The sequence below is a fragment of the Nitrobacter winogradskyi Nb-255 genome, from assembly GCF_000012725.1.
Taxonomy (GTDB): Bacteria; Pseudomonadota; Alphaproteobacteria; order Rhizobiales; family Xanthobacteraceae; genus Nitrobacter; species Nitrobacter winogradskyi.
In genome coordinates, this window is sequence record NC_007406.1 from 290,482 (window position 1) to 313,287 (window position 22,806).

The following is a 22,806-nucleotide window of genomic DNA, read 5'->3' on the forward strand; positions in this document are numbered from 1 at the left end:
GCTTCTTATCGCATCCTGAAAGGCACGGATTCGAGGAAATCGTGGAAAATACGAGAGCGGGACCATCTCAAAGAACCCCTCTTGCGCGACATGGCGGCCTCCTTCATCGGGCAGAGCACCGGCAGCGACCAATCGCCCGTTCCTCCTCGTGAATCAGGGCCACCAGGGCACGCCCGCGCGATGTCAGCGGCGCAACGAAATGAGGCTGCATTTGCCGGTCGATCCAGTCGATCAGACAATCGGCGTAATCGATCTGCGCGAGGTTCTGCGCGACCAGGAGTTTGACGAAGCCGAATACAAAATTGTGCTCCGGCTCGCCCATGCCCATGCCGAACTCCGACTTTCGGACACTCAGGTTGTATTCGACGGCGTTGCAGACGGCGTCCATGCCGTAATAGATGCTTCGGCAAATATTTGTCAGGCCATGTACGAACAGATCGAAATGGGAGAGAGGAAACGTCCCTTCCCGGGACTCCGTCGCAAGAAGCCGCTTCAGAACGTCGTGAAGGTCCGGGATGAACGGCTGGTCCTGAACGCCGGCATTCTCGAACAGCGTCATCGGGTCCGATTTTTGCAAGACATTTGTGCCTGGAATCTCGATATAGGCGCGCTCCTCTCTCGTGGGCGTCCGCAACGCCTGCCGCGCATCCGTCCAGTAGCTCAGGCTTGTCTCGGTGTTGTGAAGCACGAGCAGCACCGGTAACGGGAAGGCTTCCCAGTAATTCCGGTGTTTGGCTTCCGGGTAAAATTTCCAGCCGGCGGCAGTCTCATGCTGGAAGTAGGACGGCCCGGCCTTCACCTGAACGGCAACCGTGCGCCCTGTTGCCAACGCTTGCTCGTTCACGAATTCCAGTTGCCCGTCGATGCCGACATCGCCGGTCCCCGTCTCCCGCCATATCTGTTTCCTGTCGGCGGCGTAGCCCTGAACCGCAGCGATGCCCGCTCGCTCCTGAGCGTATGTGTTTCCCACCTTCGGTAAGTCCATAAATATCATCCCGCTTGTTTCGATTTCTCCTGCGTAATCCCGTCTTTCGGCGTTTCGATCTTCAGATGGGTCATTGAAGATAGAACCGAGCATTCCCAGTATGCCGAGCACATCAACTCGCCGTTTTCCTCGAACCAGTGGGTCGCGCCGGGAATGAGGTCAAAGTCGATGGGGTGGGTTGCCATCGGATTGTGAAAGACTTCGAGTTCCTGGCACCATGCTTCACCACCCGGCCAGAGGCGCGCATACTCCTCGCTCAGCACGTCAAGGCGGAACGTCTTGGGCTCAAGCGCGCCGGGCGTGCGATCGAAGATCAGCCCCTCGCGGACCATCGACAGGCCTTGCGGTCGCCAGCCCGCAAGCAAGCCCATGCGGTTGAATTTGCCGAGCGTCGCGGCATTGCTGAAGATCACGGCGGACAAGTGCGCCATGGCCGGGTCGCGGAACAGCCCTGCGGGGATGCTGTGGGAACCGCGCAGCTTTGCGACGGACTCCGCAAACGCGAACGGGCCTTCAGGTCCTTCGCCGACCTGCGCATGTATGCCGTAGAGATACGAAGGCAGCGCCTCCCTGCTCCATACCATTGAGCCGGGCGCATGGAAGTCGGCTATCGCAAACGCAAACGACTGCCCCGTGACGTGAGGCGCCTTATCATACTCGCGCTGTAGTTTGCTGCGCAGTGTCTTCGCGAACCGCTCCGCCGGTGCGCCAATCAGCCGTTCGGCGCGGTCATCGGGCGGCGGCGCCGGGGTTGTGAACCCCTGCGCATAGGGTTCTTCCGCATTGGCGGTGACAGCCTCAACCCAGCATGAATGCCCGTCCCGCTCCAGAAGGAAATCTGGAGATGGGAGTGGCTGAGTGACAGTGATGTCTTGCTCGCGGAACGCAGCAAACAAATAAAGTTCCCACAGGCGGGAATTGAAGTTGTTCGTCTGGAAATCGCCGGCGAAATTGTCGTCGGGCCGCGGCATGGCGAGATACAACTCGCCGATCGCCATCAGCGCCGGATAGTGAGTGCGCGTTCCTGTCAGGAGCTTGAAGTAATCGCCGGGCGTTCTCCCCGCCGTATCGAGCAGGAGGGGCCGCCGTTTTTCGCCGGGACGCAGCGGTTCGGGAGCCGAGAATTGCATATTGGCTGCGAGGTCGGCGAACGCCTCCTGCTCGCTGCCGATCATCTCCTTGCGGTGAGTGAGGACGAAACGGTGGTCGACCTGCCTGCGCAGAATCAAAGTAGCGAATGGCCCGGCGGGGGACAGTTGCAGAACCGCTCCGATACTGGAGTCTTTCCCGCTGCTCCAAGCGGAGCGGAATGACCAGGGGTGGAAGTTTGGCCCGCGCGGGAGCGACAGAGCGTAAAGGTCGAAGCACCGCTCGCTGAGCGGCAGCAACAAGCCGGCCGATTGCTCATTTTCGCGCGGACTTGTTTCCTTCTGCGTCATGAGCGGTCATCCGATGGCGGCCCCGGCAGCCTGGCGATAAGGTTGCCTCCAACTGCCGCAGCAGCGGCTTCGATGTCCCACTCATGATCACCCGCCAGCAACGGGCCGATATCGGCGGTGAACTGGGGATCGCCCATCTTCTGAGCCATGTTGCGCTCGAACTGCGCGCGCGTGACTTGGTGCCCGCCGTGATCCATGTAGGCGCCGAAGGCTTCAACGATGCGACCCGCGTCTACGCCGTCCACTTTGAGCGCGGTCTCAAGATCGAAGAGGTCGCGGCCCTTCCTGCGTTGGTAGAGGGCGCGGAGCTTGGTGGCGAGGAGCTCATCGAGTTCATAGGTCGGGATCTCGCAAGCTCCCTCGAACCAGCGCGAAGCAACACTGAACGGGATGCGCGTAAAGCCGTGCACGGCAAAGTGCTCCCGCGAATTGATTTCGACTTTCAGCCTCATGCCGATGGGCGGGTTGTCCTCCGACATGAACCGGTAGACGAACGTTACGCGCCCCTCCGTCTGCTTCCAGCGGGGAGCGCCGAGCCACGGATCGAGCACTTCGCGCAACGCGGTCATGACGGGACCGGCGGGTTCGGCCCGCATCTGAACAAGGTCGATGTCCTCCGAATATCGCGCGGCAGGCTTGAGGTAGAGCTTGTAAAGAGCTGTCCCGCCCCGGAAGGCCAGCGCCTGGGAAAGTACCGGGTGCGAGAATATCTCGACCAGTGCCCGGCAGATCACGAGGTCCTGTTCGACCTGGATGTCCTGCACCCAAGGCGCCTGAGCGCGCCATTCGGTTATGTAGTCGCGAGGGATCACAGCTCGGCCTCCACGTCGGCGTTAATAGCGAGCTTCCAGACATCATCGCGCGCAGCGCCGTCGAGCGGCGCTGCAGGAAGCAGCGGCGCCGTTTGCCGGGCGTGAGTGCTGACGAACGATCTGAGAGCTTCAGTCCGGTCGGCGGCATCGACCTTGCCGAGCAAATATCCGAGTCGCTGCGCCCACGGGACCGGCGCACTTTGCGCCACGTCGGCGAGCTTTTCGGGATTCAGCTTCTCGGCGAGCTCACCGAGAACGGTCGCCACCTGATCGAGACCGCCGATCTGCCCCTGATATCCGACCAGGTCGAATGCCGTCGCTTCCGGCGAGGAGACGAGAATCGTTCCGCGCGGCGTGTTAAAGCTCTGCACGGGAATCGCGGAGAGATTCTTGCGTACAAAAAAAGCGACCCGCACGGCGCCGCAGACGATCGTGCGCCGGGCCTTCGCCACCATCACCTGAAATTCCTGCGGGCGGTGATGGGCGGCGCCGTGGAACTGGGCCGCGGATAGCAGGCCCGTGTAGTAGGCGGCGCCCAGACGCTTCATGAGGTCGGGAATGAACTGTTCCGCCGGCAGGCACCGCAGAGACTGGTACTCCGGCGGGACGATCACATAGAAGCCGCGGGCCGGGGCCGCGATCAGGCCCCGCTTGCCAAGGCGGTTGAGGGCTAGCTTGGCCGCGTCGGCGCTAACCCCCAACGCCGCCTGCGCTTCTTTCGAGGAAAAAAGATAGCGCCCGCTCGCTGCGAGAGCGGTGATGTAGTCGCGGGCGTGAAGGCTCTTCTCTGATTTCATTCGCGAAAAGTATCATTGTTCGTTACTTTACGCAATTGTTTCGTGATTCCCAGAGTCTATTTTGACATTGTCAGCATTTTTATCGTATGCTTCTGACATGGAGATTCGCCATGAGTGACGGCCCCCACAGAAGTCTGCCCCTGCGGCCTCATTGGAAGGTGCTGGCGCAGCGCGCCGCGAAAGCGGCTCACTCGCCCGCCGAGGTCTGCGAGGCCCTTCCTTATGCGCTGAAACGCGACATCCTCGAAGGGCCGTTGAAGGCCGTCCGTGACATCATGGGCGGCGACTCGCTGTTCCCTTCGATGCGGATCGAACAGCTCGAAGCTCTGCGCGCGTCTTGTCCAGGCTCGGCGGCTGCCACCCAGCTCATCGATTGCGCGATCGTAGCGGTCCAGAACGGCAAGGTCGGCGACCCCGGAGCACAGGCCGCCGTGCAGATGGCCCTCGAAGGGACTATGCATAGCGCCCTGCGCAGCATCGATGAGCATTACCAGCGGGAGGCAGGCTCACGCAGCAGCGGCTACGTCCGCGAGCGGCTCGATGCCGCCAGAGAGACTGTCGACTGCGGCGCGCTCGCCCGTGAGCTTCTCACTCCCGGGAAGCCCCCGAAGCGCCGCTCCGTCAACCTGCGCCGCCATACCGGCCTTGACGAGGGGCCTGCGCTATGACGGCTACGGCGTTCCAGCCCAGAATTCCCGACAAGGCGATCGACGTTGTCGAACCGGGCCGCCGCGCGCGCAAGGGTCATCTGGTCTGTCAGCTGGGCCGCGATCTGAGCTTCTCGACGGCAGCCCTTGAGCACTACGCGTTCGCTCGGTGGGAGCCTGTGATCTATGACGCCATGCTCGTGGCGGCGGCGGTGGAGTACGCTGATCGGTCGATCAGGCGTCCTTCGCTCGGCTGGACGCGGAAGATCGCTCTCCGCGTGCCAGTCCATGATCCCGGCCGCTGGTCCGATCCGGGTGTCTTTACTGCCCTTCATGAAGCCCTTCGCTTCCTGACGGGCGACATCTGGGACCTCGAGTTCATCAAGCGCCGAAGCGCCGCCCCCAAACCGCAACAGGAATTCTTGCAGCTTCCCGTCAAGACGGAAGCCGTGATCGCCTACAGCGACGGCATGGATTCGCGTGCCGTCGCCGGCCTGATGGCTGAGTCGCTTGGTGAGCGCCTCGTGCGCGTCCGCGTCGGACCGAAAGCGGGCGGCAGGCCGTTCAAAGGGCAACGGGAGCCCTTCGCCGCGGTGCCTTACTCGGTAGCCGCGACCGGCGAGACGAGCGGCCGCAGCCGGGGATTCAAGTTCGCGCTGATCAGCGGGATCGCCGCTTATCTTGCCGAAGCCGATGTCATCCTCGTTCCGGAAAGCGGACAGGGCGCATTCGGCCCGGCCCTCGTAACCGTTGCGCACGCCTATCCCGACTATCGCAATCACCCGCTGTTCACGAGTCGCATGGAGCGGTTTCTGAATGCCCTGTTCCGGCGGCCTGTGCGATTCGTGTTTCCGCGCCTGTGGCACACGAAAGCAGAAACGCTGCGGGAGTATGCGGCTCTTCCAGGTAGCAAATGGGACGATACGAAGTCGTGCTGGCGCAACGCCCGCTGGAGTGCCTTGAACGGGAACCTTGTCCAATGCGGCATCTGCGCTGCATGCATGCTGCGCCGCATGAGCATTCATACGGCGGGACTGGTTGACGGCCCCGATGCGTATGTGTGCAACGACCTGACTGCCGCAACCATTGAAGAGGCCGTCCATCCGGGATTCAAGAAGGTGAATTCGGCCTTTCGTGAATACGCCATCGCGGGGACGCTCCACCTCGACCATCTCGCCGACATGGCACAGCCGAACAATCATGCGGCGCTCAAGCGGCATGCAGCGCTGACAAGTACGGCGCTTGGCATGACCGCGGCAGAAGCCGAAGGGCGGCTGATCGGCCTGCTCGAACGGCACGCCGCCGAGTGGAACAAGTTCACCGATGATCTGGGAGCGCGCTCCTTCATCAAGAAATGGACGCGGGCAAGTCAATGAATGGAAATAGCGAACGGCTAGGTGATGCGGAGATCGGGGAACGGCTTCGTATTGCGCGGGAGGCAGCCAAGCTCACCCAGGCGGAAGCGGCAGCCGCGATCGGAGCCGCGCGCACGACCATCGTGGCGATAGAGCAGGGAAAACGACGCATCCAGATCGATGAATTGCAGAAGCTTGCGACGTCCTATCGCACGTCGGCCAACGCAATCCTGCGCAAGGAAGCCGTTCACCTCGACATGGTTCCGCGTTTTCGGAAGCTCTCGGAAAGCAGCGACCACGCCGTCGAGCAGGCGTCACGACTTCTGAACGATCTCGTTCGCGCCGAAGTGGAGCTGGAGAACGCGCTGGGTGTCGCCCGGACCCGCAACTACCCGCCGGAGCGCCCCATTCTGCCCGGCGACATCCGCATACAGGCGGAACAGGATGCGCAGGAACTGCGAGACTGGGTTGGACTTGGGCCGGGGCCGGTTACCGACATTGTCTCGATACTCGATTTGCAGCTGGGCATTCGCGTGTATGTGCGGCGGCTCGATGGCAAGGTTGCGGGCTTGTTCGCGTACGATGACGCCGCTGGCGCTTGCATTTTGCTGAATGCCAATCACCCGCATGAGCGTCTCACGCAGTCGGGCGTGCATGAACTCGCGCATTTCATATCCACCCGGCGGCAGCCCGAGGTTCTCACCGACGACGAGCCTTTCGTCTCGCGGGAAGAACGGTACGCGAATATCTTTCAGCGTTGTTTCCTGACGCCCAGCCGCGCCGTCCGCCAGCGTTTCGCGGAGATAACCGCGGGACAGTCGCACCTGACGCGGCGCCACATCATCTTTCTGGCTCACGCCTTCGGCGTCTCTCGCGAAGCCATGGTGCGGAGGCTCGAAGAGCTAAAGCTTGCGAAAGACGGCACGTGGGACTGGTTTCAGTCGCATGGCGGCATAACCGACGAACAGGCGCGGGAGGTGCTCGGTGAGCTGCCTGCGCGGCCCTCATCATCCGTCCTTGCGCGGGGACTCGTCCCGCCGCGTCTTGCCCTGCTCGCCCGCGAGGCATGGAAAAAGCAATTCTACAGCGAGGGACAACTTGCGCGTCTTCTCCAACTCGACAGGCACGAGGTGAGAGAGGTCTTGGACGGTGCGGACATAGAGGAAAGCGAGGCTGATGAGCTCTTCAAGCTTTCCCATTGACGCGCAGACCGTTCTTGTTGCCGATGCAAGCGTTGCGATCAATCTCAACGCGACGGGATGCGCGCTCGAAATCATCCGTGCACAACCGGGTGCAGTCGTCATTACCGAGAACGCGCTTGCCGAGCTCGCGGAAGGCAGGCGCAACGGGCATCGTGACTACGACCAGATTCAAGCCCTCATTGCCGCCAACGCCATGCAGGTGTTCCGGCTGGATGAGAGCGGAAACAAAGTCTATGCCTCCCTTGTCGACGGAACCGCCATACGCACCCTGGATGATGGAGAAGCGGCAACCATCGGATTCGCCTGCCAGACCGGCGCCATCGCCCTGATCGATGAAAGGAAGGCGCAGTCAATTTGCGCGGCAGACTTCCCTGCACTGAGAGTCGTATCGACGGTCGATTTTCTCACGCACAGTCTTGTGGCGGACGCTCTTGGCGAGAGTGCCCTCGCACAGGCGATCGTCAACGCCTTGCGGAATGCACGCATGAGGGTGCCTCCCCATCAAATGGAAATGATTGTGAAATTGATCGGAGAGGAGGCCGCGTTAAACTGCACAAGTTTGCCGAAAGCGCACAGAGCGGCGGCAGTGTAATGTTTCTTCGTTACGATTACACACTTCCCGCAATCGTCGCACCGGATGCGGAGATTAGCCCTGCTATTCTCCGCACGTCCCAGCAGCTAACCGGCTACACGACGGGCCAAGCCCACACTGACCTTGCCACTGTCGCTTGGAAGCAATGGAACAATCCATGACAACAAACCAGCCAAAGAACCGGCCATATTAGCGACCGAGGAACTGCTTAAGAAGACGGCTATCCCGCAGGAGCCCTGATTGTTGCAATCAGTTGATTGTTGGCCTGGTCGCATTATTTTGTCGCTCACGGATCGACTGAATCCAATCTTCAAGCGCCTTGACCTCGCTAAGCAGATCATTGAGCGATATGGCTTCGGGGTTTAACGCCTGCGCCGACGAATGGAGGTCTTCGGACAACCTTGCTTGGGCGGCCATCACGCACTTCACGTCGTCCTCAGTAAGAATGCCCAGCTTAAACATCGAGGTCGGCTTGACCTTGTTGTCGAACCTTTCGAGCACGGGGCGGATATAATCACAGATCGCTTGCTCCCAGGCATCGCGCATTTGACCAATAGCGCCCTTACAGAAAATAGTGCGCTGCGTATCATTCAGATGGTCGAAGCCAGATTTTGCCGCTTTAATCGAGGATCGCAGCGCATTGCACATTTCAAGACCCGATTTGGCCTTATCCGGCAACTCGTTTTCAACGTAACCGGGCCTGTTCTGTTGCCGTCTGACATTGCGAAATGCGATTGGCCGGTTTGCCTTCTCCGCCTCGCGCCGAAGTTCGTACAAGAACACAAGGTCATGCGTGAACACGACGACTTGGCGGTGTTCCGCCTCTTCCACCAGCCGCGACGCAACCGCGCCCCGGTGGATGTGGTCAAGCGACGACATGGGATCATCGAAAACGATACCGGAATAACGCTGCGCCGTGACCAGTTCGGCAAGGAACGCAGCAAGCGCGACGCAGCGGTGTTCGCCCTCGCTGAATATCTCGCCGACCTTGGCGTCCGGTCTCTCCACCAACGCGACGCGAAAATACGATACCGCTTGCCGGTCCTTCTCTTTGCGCAGTTCGACCGGCATGCGGGACAGCTTCAGCTTGTCAATCTCTCGCGCGAACCGGCCGCGTAGCGCATCCGTCACCATGCGGTCCGACAGTTCTTTGTTCTTGTCGGTGATGGGCTTTTTCGCGGTCGCCTTGAGCGCCGTGTTGATCGTCTCACTCTCCTGGAGGCGAGCGATCTGCGCTTTGATGTCAGGGAGCAGCGGTGCAAGGGCGGCGCGGTCTTTGAGTTCAAGGTATTCGGATTTCAGTTTCTTGTAGTCATCGCTTTGCGTATCGGCGGAAAGCTGCGCGGCTCGCGTTTTGAGGTCGGCTGCAAGGTTAGAAAGCGCCGGAAGTGGGTCAGTGCCGAGTGGCTTGGGTGCGCCATACGCCCGAAGCATCGCTCGAAGGCGCCAGAGCACAACGATAAAGGCCCGACGGACTTGCCTCGCAAGAGACGCATCGCCAATTTCGGTCGCGAGGAACTTGCTGTGCTTCAAAACACCGTCCAGGCGCAGCGTCCGCGCCTCTAGCTGAACGAGCGCCGTGTCGAGCTTCGCGCGCGCCGCCGCTTCGTCAGACTTCGTCGAGCTTTTGACAAACGACTCGAATGTTTCTTGGCGCGCGATGGCGTCCGCGCCAAGGGGCTGCTGGCAAAGCACGCAAAGCGTATCTGGATCGCTCGAAGGAAACGTCTTGCCGGGATAGGCTACGGTGTCCGCATAGGTTCGCGCGGCCTCCCATAATTTTTGCCAAGCGGCTTGCCCTACCTCTGGCAACGGCGATGCGCTGAATAACTTTTGAGAAGCAATGGACGCGGCTTCCACGGCCTCGCTGTGCGCTTTTCGCAACGTACCGATTTCCGAGAACGCCGCTGCATTGGTTGCGCCGATGAGCGTTTGGAGGGTTGTCTGAATGCGCTCTATCTCCCCGCGCTGATTATCAAGACGGGCCACGGCGCGCTTCGGATCTTGAGCGAAGTCGGTTTCCAATGTGGTAAGGCGGGCATTCTCCGCTTCGCTCAACACAGCGAGCTTGTCGAGCTGCGGAATGTTGGACTTTGCATTGAGCCCAAACACATAGCTGCCAGCCGCCGTTTCCCTGCTCAGCGAGGGGGCTGCAATCGCAAGCGGCACCTGTTTATTGAGCGTTGCAATCTTGCTGTCGAGTGCTGCTTTGATGCGGTCGCAGGCATCGGCCAGTGTTTCCAGCAAACGCATTGGCCGGGGAATATAGGCGACGTCGTTGGTGCTTTCGACGTGAATGCTAGCGCTTCGAGAGTCAAAGATGCTGACCGATGGGAGATCGCTGTGCGGCTCACCATCGGGGGTCCAACTGAATTGCTCCGTGGTCGAGCCACGTGCGAAAAATATCTCGGCAGATTGCGGGGTGTCGGTCTTGTCCTCCAAATCCCTGTGGATGGCGAACTTCGCGTCTCGTGACCGACATGCGTGCTTCAAGACACGGACATAACCCGACTTTCCTGAAGCGTTGTCGCCATAGATCACCGTCAGTCCTGACTGTTCAAAGGACAGCTCTTGCTGGCTCGCCAGCGCGTTGATGGCGGTAGGATTCTTTATGGAAACAAGTGAAATCGGCTCCGCCGAGCTGGTTACGGCTCCAATATGCGATTGCGAGATTGGCGCATGGGCACGTTTAGGGTCGAGGCAAAGCTCCGTAAGTTCCGCAATCGCCTGATCGTCAAGCGTTTCACCTGTGACCAGCCGACGAAGGGCGTCTTTCTGCCATGCGGGGCGTTTTTCCGCCCATGTCACGAGGTCTGCAAGGGCAGCCTTTTCAGTCAGCGGGGCAGATTGGCTCGGCGCTGCGCTCATGTCGATTCTACAATTCCCCCGTGAACGCCTTGTCGAGAATTGCGGGAAGCATGGCGTCCAACTCTGCGGCGGTTTCGGTTTGGAGCGCCTTCACCGAGTCGAGTTTGGATTGAAGTGCATCAAGTTCGGCCACGATTTTGACTTGCTGCTCCATCGGGGGGAGCGGCAGCAAGAAATGTGGCGCATCGCCGACGCGGATGTGCGGATGTGTCTGCCCTCGACCGCTGGCTGCGATTTGGTCGGTGAAACAGGGACTATTCAAGAAATGCAGCAGGTAGCGACTCTGTATCACCCGATTTTCTGCCCGTAACAGCATCAGGCGTTGCGTCAAACACGCCGATATGCCCTCCGGCAGCATGCATACGTTGCCGACAGGCGCTTCTCTTGTAAGAACGATGTCACCTGCTTGCGGAGGTTGCCGACGATTCCAGGAGGCGAAGTCGCCGGGGGTCATGTACCATCGACGTTGCAAATCGAGCCGGTAGGGTCTGATGTTCGTTGTCTTTAGCCCAAGCAAGCCTGTATCGACTTCCGAAAAATTAGGGGTGTCGTTGACGCAATCGACCATGTGCGTCAGCACAGAGCCCAAGGTTGTCCAACACCATCCCGTTGGAAGGGCGTAAGGGCCATTATCTGAAATCTGCGGCTTGTTAGGATAAGCGTTGTTGTTCTTCGTTTCTTGATAGTTCGCATGGAACGTCGCCGCTTGCTTCAGAATCTCTTGCGCACTCGCCTTGAACGGAACGAGGCTGACAAGCTTCCCGTCGAATGCAAGCCTGAGTATTGCGGGCCAGTGCGCTTCGACTTCCTCGATGGCGGCAGCCCTAAGGCCACGCGCTTCCTTCACCTTCGCAGCCAATTCTTCGATGCGCGCAACGATGCGGCGCTGCTCGTCGAGCGGCGGGAGTGGGATGCTTAGGGCCTTGAAGCGATCTTCTGACAGTCTGACACGATTGGTTGTGCCTTCGCTTGCGCGCTTGCACAGCTCAACAAACGATGCGGTCTTTGACATCCAGCCAAGAAAAGCAGCGTCCAGACGATCTTCGGCTACATCGAACAGCGGGAAGTCGTTAGTGACGACAGCGCCATCCAGCTCGTCGGGAATTAGGCCGCTTGCACCGTGTCGCGCATCAATGCGCGAAATGATGAACTGGCCCGATTTCGCCTGGTAGCGGCGATTAGCGGCGATCTCAACGCCTTGCACTTGACGACGCTCAACGACGCCCTTGCCGTTGATGCGAACCGTCACTTCTTTGTAAGTCGCTTCCGGGTCGAGCGGTATTATGTGCTCAGAACGACGGAGCAAATCACCAAGAGCAACGGTCGGCCAGGCCGCACTCATGCGCTTGCCCCTAGAGTGGTCTTGATCTTCCGCATCAGCTCGGCGATCCGCAGCTCTTTCTTCAAGATATCTTCGGCAAGCTGATCTGGTGGCAGGTGCTCAAAATCCACCTTGGAGCGCGGGTTCTTGCGGTCGAGGTTGCAGTTAGCATCCCGAAGCTCCTTGGCGGACACTCTCCAAGCCTGATCGTTCTCCTCGCGTTTCGTCCACCACGCCATGCAACCCTTGAACTCCTCAAACTGCATGGGCTGGGTCTTGGTGTAATTCTTGCGGCCGTCGGGCAAGGGCTGCTCATAATACCAGACCTCCTTCGTTTGGCAGGAGCGGTCGAAAAACAGGATATTGGTTGGGATGCTGGTGTAGGGCGCGAACACGCCATTGGGCAGCCGCACGATGGTATGAAGGTTGAAGTCCTTGAGAAGCTCCTCCTTGATGCGCGCGCATACTCCGTCGCCAAACAGCGTGCCGTTCGGCACGACGACCGCCGCACGCGCGGGACGACCAACGGAAGTCGGCTGGCGTTTGAGCTTTCGCATGATGAGCTGAAGGAATAGCAGCGCAGTCTCCGCCGTCTGCCGATCTTCGGGGAAGTTGCCCTGGATGCCTTTTTCTTCCTCTCCTCCGAAGGGCGGATTGGTAAGGATCACATCCACACGCTCTTTTTCGCCGATCTCGGAGAGCTTGAAGCGCAGAGCATTGCCGGGGTCGATCTGTGGCGCATCCAGCCCATGCAGCAGAAGGTTCATCTGACAAAGCAGATAAGGCAGGGATTTCGGTTCGCAGCCGGTAATGGTTTCATCTTGAAGTCGCTTGCGGTCGGCGACGGTCTTCACCTGCTTTTCAAGGTGGTTGTATGTCTCCACCAGAAACCCGCCCGTGCCGCTGGCAGGGTCGAGGACGGTCTCGCCAAGACGCGGGTCGGTGACTTCCACCATGAAGCGCACGACGGCGCGCGGCGTGTAGAACTCGCCGGAGTCGCCCGCCGCGTCGCGCATTTCGCGGAGCATGGATTCATAAAGCGCGCCGAGGGTATGAAGCTCGTCCGACGACGTGAAATGAATTCCGCCGACCTTGTTGATGATGTCGCGGAGCAGGTAACCGCTTTTCATGCGGTTATCGACGCCCTTGAAGACGGTGGCGATCACGTCGCGGCGGTTGTCGCCATTGGAACTGGAAAGCGCCCGCAGATAGGCGAACAGGCCGGGGCCCTTCTTGCCGTCGGCACGCACGGCTTCCTCGGCGTTGATGAAGGAAAGCAGTTCATCGCCCGTGATCCCTTGCGGATCGGCGGCCCAATCGCGCCAGCGATACGGGGCTTCGATGGCGGCCTTGAACTTCTTGCCGGATAGGGCGGTTTCTTCCTCGCGTTGCTGTTCAAGGTCGTCGAGGAACTTGAGGAACATGATCCATGTCAAAAGTGGCAGACGGTCAAGATCGCCGTTGAGCCCCTTGTCCTTGCGCATGATGTCGCGTGCAGATTTCAGGAGACTTCCCAGCATCTGGGAGGTCGTCATCGGTGCGGCGTCTGCGCCGTTCTTCTTTTTAGTTCGTGCCATAGAGCAATCCTTGTAGGTCGTTTACGGCCCGGCGAAGCTCATCGGGACCGCCGAACAGCTTGATGATTTCGGCGGGTTGGCCGTGGGTTGAAATGGGCGGAACTTTCAGAACGTCCGGGAGGACAAACTGCGCATCACCGTGTTCCGCATATTTTTCGAGAAGATCGTCGAGCACCTGACGCGCTTCGGGGGAGAACTTCTCGAAATAATCCTTGCGCTCGGACTTGAGGCGCTGCGCCCGCTCGCGACGGGTGCGAAGCGGCGCATTGAAGGCCAGATGGCAAAGTAAGTCGAAGGGGTCCGCGTCGGTCTGGCCGGTCTGCTCGGCCAACACAGCGAAGTCGATACCGCGCTCGGCGAGCGCGGCTATGATCTCCCTGCGCTGGTCGGCATCCGCCCAGCGCTGGCGGAGGTCGGCGGATGTCGGTGCAAGCGAGCGAATGCTTTCAGCGGCATATTCGGTGTATTTGACGACGCGAAGCTGTTTCCCATTCGGGTCCAACTCATGGACCAAATGGGCTACGACTTCGACCTGGCCGCCGTCGAAATAGAACTTGCGGGGCTCGCCGGTCGGCGGCTCGATCACGCCGGGTTCGCCTTCCTCAGGCGTGGCAGGCTCCGCTTCCTGTCCTTCGGGGATCGTCTCCGTCGTCGAGGTGGCTTCCCCAGCGTCATTCACTTCCTCTTCCGTGATTCGTGCTGGATCGCCGTCGAAGTCGGGGTCGGCGAACATGCGGGTGGCCGCCCCGGTGTAATCGAGGATGTTGAACCAGAGTTTGCCGTAGTCATCGCGTAGGCGCGTTCCGCGTCCGATGATCTGCTTGAACTCGCTCATCGACCCCACGACGCGCGCAAGGACGACGTTCTTACAGGTTGGCGCATCGACGCCCGTGGTCAGCAGTTGCGATGATGTGAGGATAACAGGCGTTTTGGTTTCGACGTCTTGAAATCTCGATAGATGCCCCCGCCCGATTGTGCCTTCGTCCGCCGTGACGCGAGCCACGTAATCAGGATATTGGGCAATGAGGTCTGAATTGAGATTGACCAGCGCCTCGCGCATTTCGGAGGCGTGTTCCTGATCGACACAGAAGACAATCGTTTTTGCGAAGCGGTCGGTCTTCCTGAGGAAATCCGTCAGGTGACGGGCAATCGCCTGTGTGCGAGCGCGTAAAGCAATGACTCTCTCGAAATCCTTGGTCTGATATTCATCGTCGGGGATCGCGCGGCCATAGCGGTCCACCTCGTCCTTGCTTGGCCGCCATCCGGCGGCGTCCCATTGCGTGATGACGCGATGCACGCGGTAGGGGGCAAGAAAGCCGTCGTCGATGCCCTGACGCAGACTGTATTCGTAAATCGGGTTGCCGAAATAGAGGTAGGTGTCGCGGTTGTCCTGGCGCAGCGGCGTCGCCGTCATGCCAAGCTGATAGGCGGGCTTGAAATGCTCAAGAATGACGCGCCAGGAACTATCGTCGCGGGCGCTTCCTCGATGGCATTCATCAACGATGATGAGGTCGAAGAAGTCCGGCGGGTAATCCCGGAAGAGACCGGCGCGGCGCTCGTCCTCGGCAAGCGCCTGATAGATGGCGAAATACATCTCCCGGCTTTTGATGATTTCGCCGGATTCGATCTTGTGGCGGGCGTCCCCGAAGGGGGTAAAGGTTTTGTCCTTCGGGTCGTCAATGAGGATGTTGCGATCTGCAAGGAACAGGATGCGCGGCTTGCGATGCTCCCCGGTTTTATTCCAACGGCTTGACCAGAGCTTCCAGCAAACCTGGAAGGCCACGATGGTCTTGCCTGTTCCCGTCGCCATCGTGAGAAGCAGGCGCTTCTTTCCGGCAAGGATGGATTCGACCGTCCGGTTGATGGCGATCTGCTGATAATATCTCGGCGGTTTGCCGCCCACCGTGTTGTAAGGGGCGATGAGGTGATCCACGCGCTCGGGCGTGTCCATCCCGCTGCCTGCCTGATAACGCCGCCAGAGCTCTTCGGGTTTTGGAAAATCCGCAACGCGCTTTTCGGTGCCTGCGAAGTAGTCGATTTCGATGATCTCAATGCCATTGGTGGCGTAGGCGAATTTGAGGCCAAGGGTTTCTGCGTAGTCGCGGGCCTGCTGCACGGCATCGGTCGCTAATTTGTAACCGGCCTTGGCTTCGACCACGCCAAGGGGAAAATCCCGAGTGTAGCGCAGAAGATAATCGACCCGCTTGGGGGGCTTTCGCACAAAGCCCTTGCCGACAGGAATGACGCGACCGTCCGTGATGCTACGCTGCTCGGCGATGGAATGGGGTTCGTTGTCCCAGCCGCACGATTGCAGCTTGGGCACGACGAACTTTCGGCAAGTATCGGCTTCGTTCGTCATACTCCCTGGTTGCCCCCTTGCTGCTCCTCAACCTTGCGCCTGATCCAGTTGGCAATTTCCTGCCGCTCAAAGCGCCACGACCCTCCAACCTTGAAACCGGGCAGCTTGCCTGCTGCGGCCAGCTTGTAGGCCGTCTTCTCATTGATCTTGAGAAGTTCCGCCACCTCCCGGATCGTCAGGATTTCGTCTGCCATCCGCTCGCCACAGGTCGAATCCGGTGAATTATAGGGAAGATCGGCGAAAATCCGAGAAAAAAATTCCAGCGCCGGGAGGCGGCGGCCGCCCTGCGAGCCCTTGTGCAGGCGTCTAAGGGTCGCGAGAGGCCATGAGGGATCACCAGATTTCCATAAGTCAATCTGGCTCCGACTTGCCGCAACCTCCACACGCGAATCTCGCTTGCCACATGCGCGCCACAAGCCCGGACGGGCCGAAACGGACAGTGGCGGATTTCTGCGGGTTTGCGAGGACAGGCGATTTGTGGCGAAAGCGCCCCTTGAGAGACCGTTTCTTTCCGTAACTTTTAGCTAAGTCATTGAATTTAAAATGGTGGGCGGTACAAGGATTGAACTTGTGACCCCTTGCGTGTCGAGCAAGTTGAAAGCCCTTATTTTCTGCGGCTTACAGAGGACTCGCCACAGACTTGCCACATGCATTTTTGGCCTTATGAAAACTATTCCGCTGCTTCCAGAAACGACGCGTCAGAAGCCGCTTTGCGCTTCCGTGGCCGGCTTCTCGACTTCACGCCGTCAGCCGGAGCAGTCGATGCGTCCCTCTCTACGAAACTGAGTACGCTGGTGCGCTTGTCGGCCACAGCTTCAGCGCGCTCGATAAGATGGCCGTAGACGTTCAGCGTTGTCTGGATGTTGCGGTGACCCATCAGCGTTTGAATGCGCTTGAGATTGACGCGCTGCTCAATGAGCATCGATGCATAAAAGTGACGAAGATCATACGGCCTGTACTTGGGTCTCATGACCTTTTCGCCGTTCTCCTCCTCTTCCACCATCAGCCCGGCCTCCTCGCAAGCGCGCGCAAAAGCGCGGTTGCGCCAGTTCCGGATACTTAACCATTTGCCGGTCTCAGTCGGGAACACGAGATCGTACCTGTTAGCGACCGCATGATGCTCAGCATAGTGGCGCACCATGTCGAGCGTCTCGGCACTAAGGTCGATGAAGCGCCGTCCGGCGCGCGTCTTCGTGACTGTGATTGCCGTCCCGCCGCCCTCCAGGGCGCGAGATACTTCGACGCCGGTTTCCTTGATGGCTGATCGTGCGAGGACGAGGTATTCCTGCGGTCTCATGCCTGAATCGACAGCGAGGTAAAGCATCGGTCTGTAACGTTGCCAGCTCTGCTGCACCTTCAGATTTCGGGCGTTGGCCAGGCGATCGGCCGCGGCGAGAAGGGCCATAATATCGGCTTCCGAAGGGATGGTAACGGACGTATCGTATCGCGATGCTGCCGCGATACTCACACCCGCCGCCATATCGTTTTGAAGAATGCCGCGCCCGACCAACTCGCGGATCATCGAATGAAACGAAAGCAGCACTTTCTGCGCCACGTCACGGCTGTGCTTCTGCAGAAGCCAGGAGCGAAACTCAATGATGTCGGGCTTGGTGAGTTCGTGCAGCTGCTTGTCCCAAGGGTAGCTCAGCATGATGTCTGCGCGATAGCGGTAATTGGCAAGCGTGTATTTGGTTACGGGTTCGCGGCCGTTCCTGCCTTCCTTCTCACAAACGTCGAGCCACTTTTGAACACCTTGCTCCACCGTTCGGCTGTCGCTCTGCGGGCGCGCGGCACTCGCGCGGGCTGCCGAGTCATCTCTGAACGCAAGCGCTTCCTTGCGCGTTGCGAAGGTCTTGTAGGCATAGCCCGTCTTCGAAGATTTACTTGGGTATCGTACTTGGTAAGTCGTGCCTTTCCTGCCTACCCGTTTTCTTATGTCTGACATTACTCGACATGATTCAGTATTGACTCTGTAAACTCAAGAAAAAACTGATTTTCTATATTACTACCTCGCGCTGTTCTCTGCTTCGATCTGCGCCTCTCTGTAGATACGGACCAGCGTGCCCTTCTCGATCCTCAGCCTGCCATCAATCGGATCGACAAAGAACGGAAGTTTTCTGCGACCGCTTGCGTCCTTGTCGGCTGCGCGCTTCATCTGCCGGGAATTCAGCTCGACTCCCATCTCACAGAGCACTTGCCGCGCCTGTTCAAGATCTATGTAGCAAGGCGGATTCAATCTCCCTCCTACGTCTACAAATCATAATCCCTGCACGCCGGTCGGTAGTGATGCGTATCCATGTAAGAAATTGACCCGCCGCCCGGCCTGCGTACGCGAACGACTTCGCCGTATTCATTCGTGACGAAGAGTCTCAGCCTCGGGCCTTTGACGTACTGCACGTTGTAGAGGTCCTTCAGCGCGTGAATATCCTCAATGAGCGCATGCATCAGTTCGTCGATGCTGATCGTGCCGAGCTCCTTGTAGCTGATGGTCAGGCCCTGCGGCTCAAAATCTCCCCTGCCGTTTTTCATCAAAACAACTTCTCAAATAAATCGACCTTATACTTACATGATACCTGCTGGACGCTCTCATTTGCAAATTTGCAAGTGTCGCAAAGTGGCTCTGGCTGCGGGTTTCCGGGGATTCTGTGGGCCGGTCCGTGACCAGCCTGTGACCACTTCCGCGCATTCAAGTGCCGCTCTCCAATGCCGAAATAGACGCTAAGCCCAACGGCGCACGCGATCGGCAGTGTCATGGAGAAGGCGAAGGCAACGATCATTCCGCTAAGCCCGCGAGGGCTCTCCCGCGCGCAGGCGGCTGCCTATATTGGCGTCTCTCCCTCCCTGTTCGACGAACTGGTCGAGGACGGGCGCATGCCGCGTCCGAAGCGGATCAACAGCCGCACGGTCTGGGACCGGATCAGGCTTGACGAGGCGTTCGAGGCGATTCTTGATGATGAGTCCCGTGCCGCCAATCCATGGGACGACGAGGACCTGTGAGGGAGTGGCCGCCATGGTCGCGTTCCGCATGAAGGACGGTACGGGCAAGATCGAGCTCAGATACACCTACGAGGACACGGATCGCCACGGCAACGTGCGCATTTACGTGCGCCGGCCCGGCATGAAGAAGGTCCGCCTGCGCAAGACGCCCGGCACCCCGGAATTTCTGGAAGAGTATCGCGACGCTCTCGCGGGACGGCTTGAGCTTCCTTCAGACAAGCGGCCCGTCCGCGTTCCTGCGGGCAAGGGAACGCTGCGCTGGCTCTGCGAGCAATATTACCGCTCGGCGGAATACAAGCGGCTGGAGCCGCGCACGCAGCATGTGCGCCGGCTGATCCTCGATAGCATCTGCAAGCGCGACGGAGATAAGCCGTATGCGCTGATGGAGCCGCGCCACCTGCGCAGGCGCCGCGATGAAAAATCCGACACACCCGAGGCCGCGAACGGTATTGTGAAAGCGCTCCGCCAGGTTTTCACCTTTGCGCTGGAGAACGACCTCGCGCAGCGCAATCCGGCAAAGGATGTGCCGTACCTCAAGAGTGGCTCGGAAGGCTTCCACTCGTGGAACATCGAAGAGGTTCGGCAATTCGAAGAACGGCACTCGGTCGGCAGCAAGGCGCGACTTGCCCTCGCCCTGCTGCTCTACACCGGACAGCGGCGCTCGGATGTCGTCGCGCTCGGCCGGCAGCACATCCGGGACGGATGGTTCACTTTCACGCAGGTGAAGAACCGCAACCGCAAGCCTGTCACTCTCTCGATACCCGTGCGGCCTGAGCTGAAGGCAATCATCGACGCAACGCCTTCGGGCAACCTCACGTACCTTGTGACGGCATTCGGCAAGCCGTTCACAGCAAACGGCTTCGGCAACTGGTTCCGCGAGCGCTGTGATGAGGCGGGTCTGCCGCACTGTTCGGCGCATGGTCTGCGCAAGGCGGCGGCGGCACGTCTTGCCGAACTCGGCGCGAGCGAAAGCGAGATCATGGCCGTCACCGGCCACACGACCTCCAAGGAGATCGTGCGCTACACCCGCGGCGCTCGGCAGAAGGTCCTCGCGGCGAACGCGATGGCGCGCTTCGGCGAAAACAAAGATTGAACAAAACTGCCCCACTTTTCCCGGCAGCGGGAAGCGGTGGGGCAAATTCGCGCTCTAAGCGATTGAATTTTCAGGCGGCGACGCAAGGGATGGTGCCCAGGGGCGGGATCGAACCACCGACACTGCGATTTTCAGTCGCATGCTCTACCAACTGAGCTACCTGGGCGTCGTCCAGCTTTTGCAGGGCGCGCCGGTTTATAGTCAGGCCGGAAGGTCCTGTCCACCCGTCTGCCGGTGTTGTTGTGTTGAACTGCGAGCTTGCCTCTCGATCAGGCCGAGTCGCTGACCTCAGGCCCGCGGCCTATTCCGCATCGTCATCATCGGCCCTGCTGGCGGGAATGGCGTAGGAACCGGACAGCCAGCGATTCAGATCCACGTCGCGGCAGCGCTCGGAGCAAAACGGACGCGAATCCTCGGCCGCCGGCTTGCCGCAGATCGGGCACGGCTTGTCCGGCCGCGTGCGGGCTGGTTTCCTAACCGGCATCCAACCAGCCGGCACGGATCGGAAATTCCTCGCCGCCGAGTAGCGCAATCGACTCGTTGAGCGGCAATCCGACCACATTGGTATAGGATCCCACCAGCTTGACCACGAACGAGCCGGCGATGCCCTGAATTGCGTAGCCGCCTGCCTTGCCTCGCCATTCCCCGGAACCGATGTAGGCCTGAATGTCTTCCTCGCTCAGCCGCTTGAAGCGAACACGCGTTTCGACCAGCCGCTGACGAAAATTCTCCTTCGGGGTCACGAGACACACGGCGGTATACACGCGATGATTTCGTCCCGAGAGCAGCCGCAGGCACTGTGAGGCCTCATCGACCAAGTCGGCTTTGGGCAGGATGCGGCGGCCGACGGCGACGACGGTATCGGCCGCCAGAATAAACGAGCCGCGAAGCTCGTCGTCGATCTGCAATGCTCTCAAGGCGGCATCAGCCTTGGCGCGAGCGAGGCGATTGGCGCAGGCGCGGGGAAGTTCCCCCTTTGTCGGCGTCTCATCGATGTCGACAGGCCGCAGCGCGTCGGGTTCGATACCTGCCTGGTTGAGGAGGCTGAGCCGTCGCGGCGAACCGGAGGCGAGTACGAGTTTGGGGCGGCCTGACATGTGGTTTCGTGTCTAGCGCGTTTTCCGCAAAAGTGGATACCGGTTTTGCGATCGAATACGCGCAAAATGATTCGAGAGTATTTCTTGCAGCTAACCGGACTCCACTCAGCCGTAAATGCTCCACGGCATGATCTATCGGAACGTATCCGGTTCGACAACGGCAACAGCAACGATGCCGGTGCTCGGAGCCCCTTGAGCGCCGGCCACGCGGCGGCGGGCCCGGCCATGACCGGGCTCCGCCACGACCTCTTGGCGGCTGACATCCGCGGCGGGCTTGCTACACAGGTTCGATGTTGAGCCGAATGATTCGTCGTTGTCACCAAATCGTCGCGGGCGCGCTGCTGCTTGCGTCGCTCGCCGAGGTTCCCGATAGCGCAGCGGCGCCCGCGTCGTTCGCCGGCGCGATGGCGCAGGCCGCATCCCCGGCCGCCATTGCGGATTACCGCCGCAAGCTGAAGGCGTATCAGGAAGCTCGCGCTGCGTTCGAGCAGGAGGCGGGCGCCTACTGGAACGCGATTGCCGACAAGAGACGGATCAGGAATGCCAAGCGGCGCGACCGTCAGCCCGTCTCGCTCGATGATTATGTGCTGGTCCATCCTCCGCTCTATGATGGACCGCAACGCCCGATCAACCCGGAGCCGGAAGAGGAGCGTTCGCCACGGCAGCGCAAGTCCATTCCCGTCGTCGCCGATTTCCTGAGGGCGGCGGCGGAGCAGTTCCAGTTCACGCCGCAGCGGCCGAGAACCGAGACCGACTTCAAGCGCGCCTATGCGAGTGTGGCGCGAGCCTACGGCCTGACGAAAGAGCAGGCAGTGCGGGTCTATTCGTTCGAGACCGGCGGCAATGGCAATCACGACATGCAGTCGGGCCTCAGCACGTCCCGGCCGGGATCGCGCGCGATCTCCACCGCGATCGGCTATAACCAGCTGCTCACCACCAACAGCGTCGAGCTTCTCGCCGAACAGGGTGATGACCTCCTGCGCGCGCTTGGCGAGAAAGCGGCGCGATCGTCAGGACCGCAGCGTGCGGCGGCCGAGCGCAAGATCGCGGTGGTCAAGCGGATGGTGGCCTATGCGCGCTCGGTGCCCGATACCTGGAGCGCGCACCAGAAGCTTGCCGACACGCCGAAAGGCTGGGCGATCCATGCGCTGGTGCTGGATATCGATGTCGGTCCGTTGCTGCAGACCCACAAGCTGCTGACCTCGATCATCTTCGCTCGCAACAAGGGCTATGCCCGCCCGCTGACCGCCGCCGAACTGGAGATGATGAATCTCACCGGCGACGGCACCGGCTTTGACATGGTGACGATGCCGCCTGTGATGCGCGAACGGGTGCCGACGGCGAATTTCTTCCAGCGCCGGGGTTATGAACGCAATCCGGTGGCGATCCGTCACAACACGGTGGCGAAGCTGCTTGCGGTCACCAACGCCCGGATGGACAGCAACAGCGCAAAGCCGGGCGCGAGGGAACTGGCGGCGGCGTTCTAACAAATGAGAAGCTTTTCCGGGCGAAGCATGTCCCCGGGCTTGACCCGAGGATGAATACCGGTTCGCCTGACGGCAACGCGTCAGAGCGTTTCAAGCGAAGCGGACGCCGGTTCGAGAGAAGAAAACGCGTCAAATCAAATTCATGGAGCCCGCTTCTGATTTTATCAGAAGCGGAAAG

The 22,806-nt window shown here is 60.0% G+C and carries 21 protein-coding genes and 1 tRNA gene; 7 read left to right on the forward strand and 15 right to left on the reverse strand.

Features of this window, described 5'->3' with window-relative positions:
- Positions 1 to 103 precede the first annotated feature (103 nt).
- The 4 genes from NWI_RS16360 to NWI_RS01375 all read right to left on the reverse strand — a co-directional run bounded on the left by NWI_RS16360 (position 104) and on the right by NWI_RS01375 (position 4,033).
- Positions 104 to 970, reverse strand: coding sequence for a DUF4365 domain-containing protein (locus NWI_RS16360; protein ID WP_244374946.1), 867 nt, complete (start codon positions 968 to 970; stop codon positions 104 to 106).
- Between the two features lie 20 nt (positions 971 to 990).
- A complete protein-coding gene (locus NWI_RS01365) occupies positions 991 to 1,983 on the reverse strand; it encodes a hypothetical protein (protein ID WP_244374947.1) in 993 nt (330 codons plus the stop codon).
- Positions 1,984 to 2,420: 437 nt separating this feature from the next.
- Positions 2,421 to 3,188 carry a nucleotidyl transferase AbiEii/AbiGii toxin family protein gene (locus NWI_RS01370; protein ID WP_202943782.1) on the reverse strand — a complete coding sequence of 256 codons (768 nt, stop codon included), beginning with the start codon at positions 3,186 to 3,188 and terminating at the stop codon, positions 2,421 to 2,423.
- Positions 3,189 to 3,232: 44 nt separating this feature from the next.
- Positions 3,233 to 4,033, reverse strand: a complete 801-nt coding sequence (locus NWI_RS01375) for a type IV toxin-antitoxin system AbiEi family antitoxin (protein ID WP_011313595.1) — start codon at positions 4,031 to 4,033, stop codon at positions 3,233 to 3,235.
- A gap of 110 nt (positions 4,034 to 4,143) precedes the next feature.
- Here NWI_RS01375 and NWI_RS01380 point away from each other — a divergent pair, with 110 nt between their 5' ends.
- From NWI_RS01380 to NWI_RS01395, 4 genes are read left to right on the forward strand one after another with little or no spacing between them, the layout of a single operon-like run.
- Positions 4,144 to 4,701, forward strand: coding sequence for a hypothetical protein (locus tag NWI_RS01380; RefSeq protein WP_011313596.1), 558 nt, complete (start codon positions 4,144 to 4,146; stop codon positions 4,699 to 4,701).
- The gene (locus NWI_RS01385) at positions 4,698 to 6,056 is read left to right on the forward strand and encodes a 7-cyano-7-deazaguanine synthase (protein WP_011313597.1); all 1,359 of its coding nucleotides are present in this window, start codon (positions 4,698 to 4,700) and stop codon (positions 6,054 to 6,056) included. The genes NWI_RS01380 and NWI_RS01385 overlap by 4 nt, the downstream gene beginning before the upstream one ends.
- Positions 6,053 to 7,237 (forward strand): XRE family transcriptional regulator, encoded by a 1,185-nt coding sequence (locus NWI_RS01390; protein WP_041345282.1) that lies wholly within the window; start codon positions 6,053 to 6,055, stop codon positions 7,235 to 7,237. Before NWI_RS01385 ends, NWI_RS01390 begins: the two co-directional genes overlap by 4 nt.
- Positions 7,212 to 7,829, forward strand: coding sequence for a hypothetical protein (locus NWI_RS01395; RefSeq protein WP_011313599.1), 618 nt, complete (start codon positions 7,212 to 7,214; stop codon positions 7,827 to 7,829). The genes NWI_RS01390 and NWI_RS01395 overlap by 26 nt, the downstream gene beginning before the upstream one ends.
- 249 nt (positions 7,830 to 8,078) lie before the next feature.
- On the opposite strand, the gene NWI_RS01400 is transcribed toward NWI_RS01395, so the two are convergent.
- From NWI_RS01400 to NWI_RS01430, 8 genes are all read right to left on the reverse strand, one after another.
- Entirely contained in the window at positions 8,079 to 10,697 is a 2,619-nt protein-coding gene (locus NWI_RS01400; RefSeq protein ID WP_011313600.1) for an AAA family ATPase, read from the reverse strand.
- Positions 10,698 to 10,704: 7 nt separating this feature from the next.
- A complete protein-coding gene (locus NWI_RS16365) occupies positions 10,705 to 12,039 on the reverse strand; it encodes a restriction endonuclease subunit S (protein WP_011313601.1) in 1,335 nt (444 codons plus the stop codon).
- The gene (locus tag NWI_RS01410; RefSeq protein ID WP_011313602.1) at positions 12,036 to 13,595 is read right to left on the reverse strand and encodes a type I restriction-modification system subunit M; all 1,560 of its coding nucleotides are present in this window, start codon (positions 13,593 to 13,595) and stop codon (positions 12,036 to 12,038) included. The genes NWI_RS16365 and NWI_RS01410 overlap by 4 nt, the downstream gene beginning before the upstream one ends.
- On the reverse strand, positions 13,582 to 15,954 hold the full coding sequence (gene hsdR, locus NWI_RS01415; protein WP_011313603.1) for an EcoAI/FtnUII family type I restriction enzme subunit R: 2,373 nt from the start codon (positions 15,952 to 15,954) through the stop codon (positions 13,582 to 13,584). Before hsdR ends, NWI_RS01410 begins: the two co-directional genes overlap by 14 nt.
- The gene (locus NWI_RS01420; protein WP_041344644.1) at positions 15,951 to 16,148 is read right to left on the reverse strand and encodes a helix-turn-helix domain-containing protein; all 198 of its coding nucleotides are present in this window, start codon (positions 16,146 to 16,148) and stop codon (positions 15,951 to 15,953) included. Before NWI_RS01420 ends, hsdR begins: the two co-directional genes overlap by 4 nt.
- A 476-nt stretch (positions 16,149 to 16,624) precedes the next feature.
- Positions 16,625 to 17,899, reverse strand: coding sequence for a tyrosine-type recombinase/integrase (locus NWI_RS01425; RefSeq protein ID WP_011313605.1), 1,275 nt, complete (start codon positions 17,897 to 17,899; stop codon positions 16,625 to 16,627).
- A gap of 60 nt (positions 17,900 to 17,959) precedes the next feature.
- Positions 17,960 to 18,136, reverse strand: a complete 177-nt coding sequence (locus NWI_RS17810; protein WP_244374948.1) for a hypothetical protein — start codon at positions 18,134 to 18,136, stop codon at positions 17,960 to 17,962.
- 68 nt (positions 18,137 to 18,204) lie between these two features.
- Complete coding sequence (locus tag NWI_RS01430; RefSeq protein ID WP_011313606.1) at positions 18,205 to 18,483, reverse strand: hypothetical protein; 279 nt, start codon at positions 18,481 to 18,483, stop codon at positions 18,205 to 18,207.
- A gap of 222 nt (positions 18,484 to 18,705) precedes the next feature.
- On the opposite strand from NWI_RS01430, the gene NWI_RS01435 reads away from it, so the two are divergent.
- Both NWI_RS01435 and NWI_RS01440 read left to right on the forward strand, forming a co-directional pair.
- Positions 18,706 to 18,951: a helix-turn-helix transcriptional regulator gene (locus NWI_RS01435; RefSeq protein ID WP_011313607.1), complete on the forward strand. Its 246-nt coding sequence runs from the start codon at positions 18,706 to 18,708 to the stop codon at positions 18,949 to 18,951.
- A gap of 13 nt (positions 18,952 to 18,964) precedes the next feature.
- Positions 18,965 to 20,044, forward strand: coding sequence for a tyrosine-type recombinase/integrase (locus NWI_RS01440; protein WP_011313608.1), 1,080 nt, complete (start codon positions 18,965 to 18,967; stop codon positions 20,042 to 20,044).
- Between the two features lie 90 nt (positions 20,045 to 20,134).
- On the opposite strand, the gene NWI_RS01445 is transcribed toward NWI_RS01440, so the two are convergent.
- The 3 genes from NWI_RS01445 to NWI_RS01455 form a co-directional block, all read right to left on the reverse strand.
- Positions 20,135 to 20,210: transfer RNA gene (locus NWI_RS01445), tRNA-Phe, on the reverse strand.
- A 135-nt stretch (positions 20,211 to 20,345) separates the two neighbouring features.
- Positions 20,346 to 20,528, reverse strand: a complete 183-nt coding sequence (gene yacG, locus NWI_RS01450) for a DNA gyrase inhibitor YacG (protein WP_041344645.1) — start codon at positions 20,526 to 20,528, stop codon at positions 20,346 to 20,348.
- Complete coding sequence (locus tag NWI_RS01455; protein WP_011313610.1) at positions 20,518 to 21,141, reverse strand: Maf-like protein; 624 nt, start codon at positions 21,139 to 21,141, stop codon at positions 20,518 to 20,520. Before NWI_RS01455 ends, yacG begins: the two co-directional genes overlap by 11 nt.
- 290 nt (positions 21,142 to 21,431) lie before the next feature.
- Between NWI_RS01455 and NWI_RS01465 the strand changes: the two genes are divergently transcribed.
- Complete coding sequence (locus tag NWI_RS01465) at positions 21,432 to 22,628, forward strand: hypothetical protein (protein WP_011313611.1); 1,197 nt, start codon at positions 21,432 to 21,434, stop codon at positions 22,626 to 22,628.
- Positions 22,629 to 22,806: the final 178 nt, after the last annotated feature.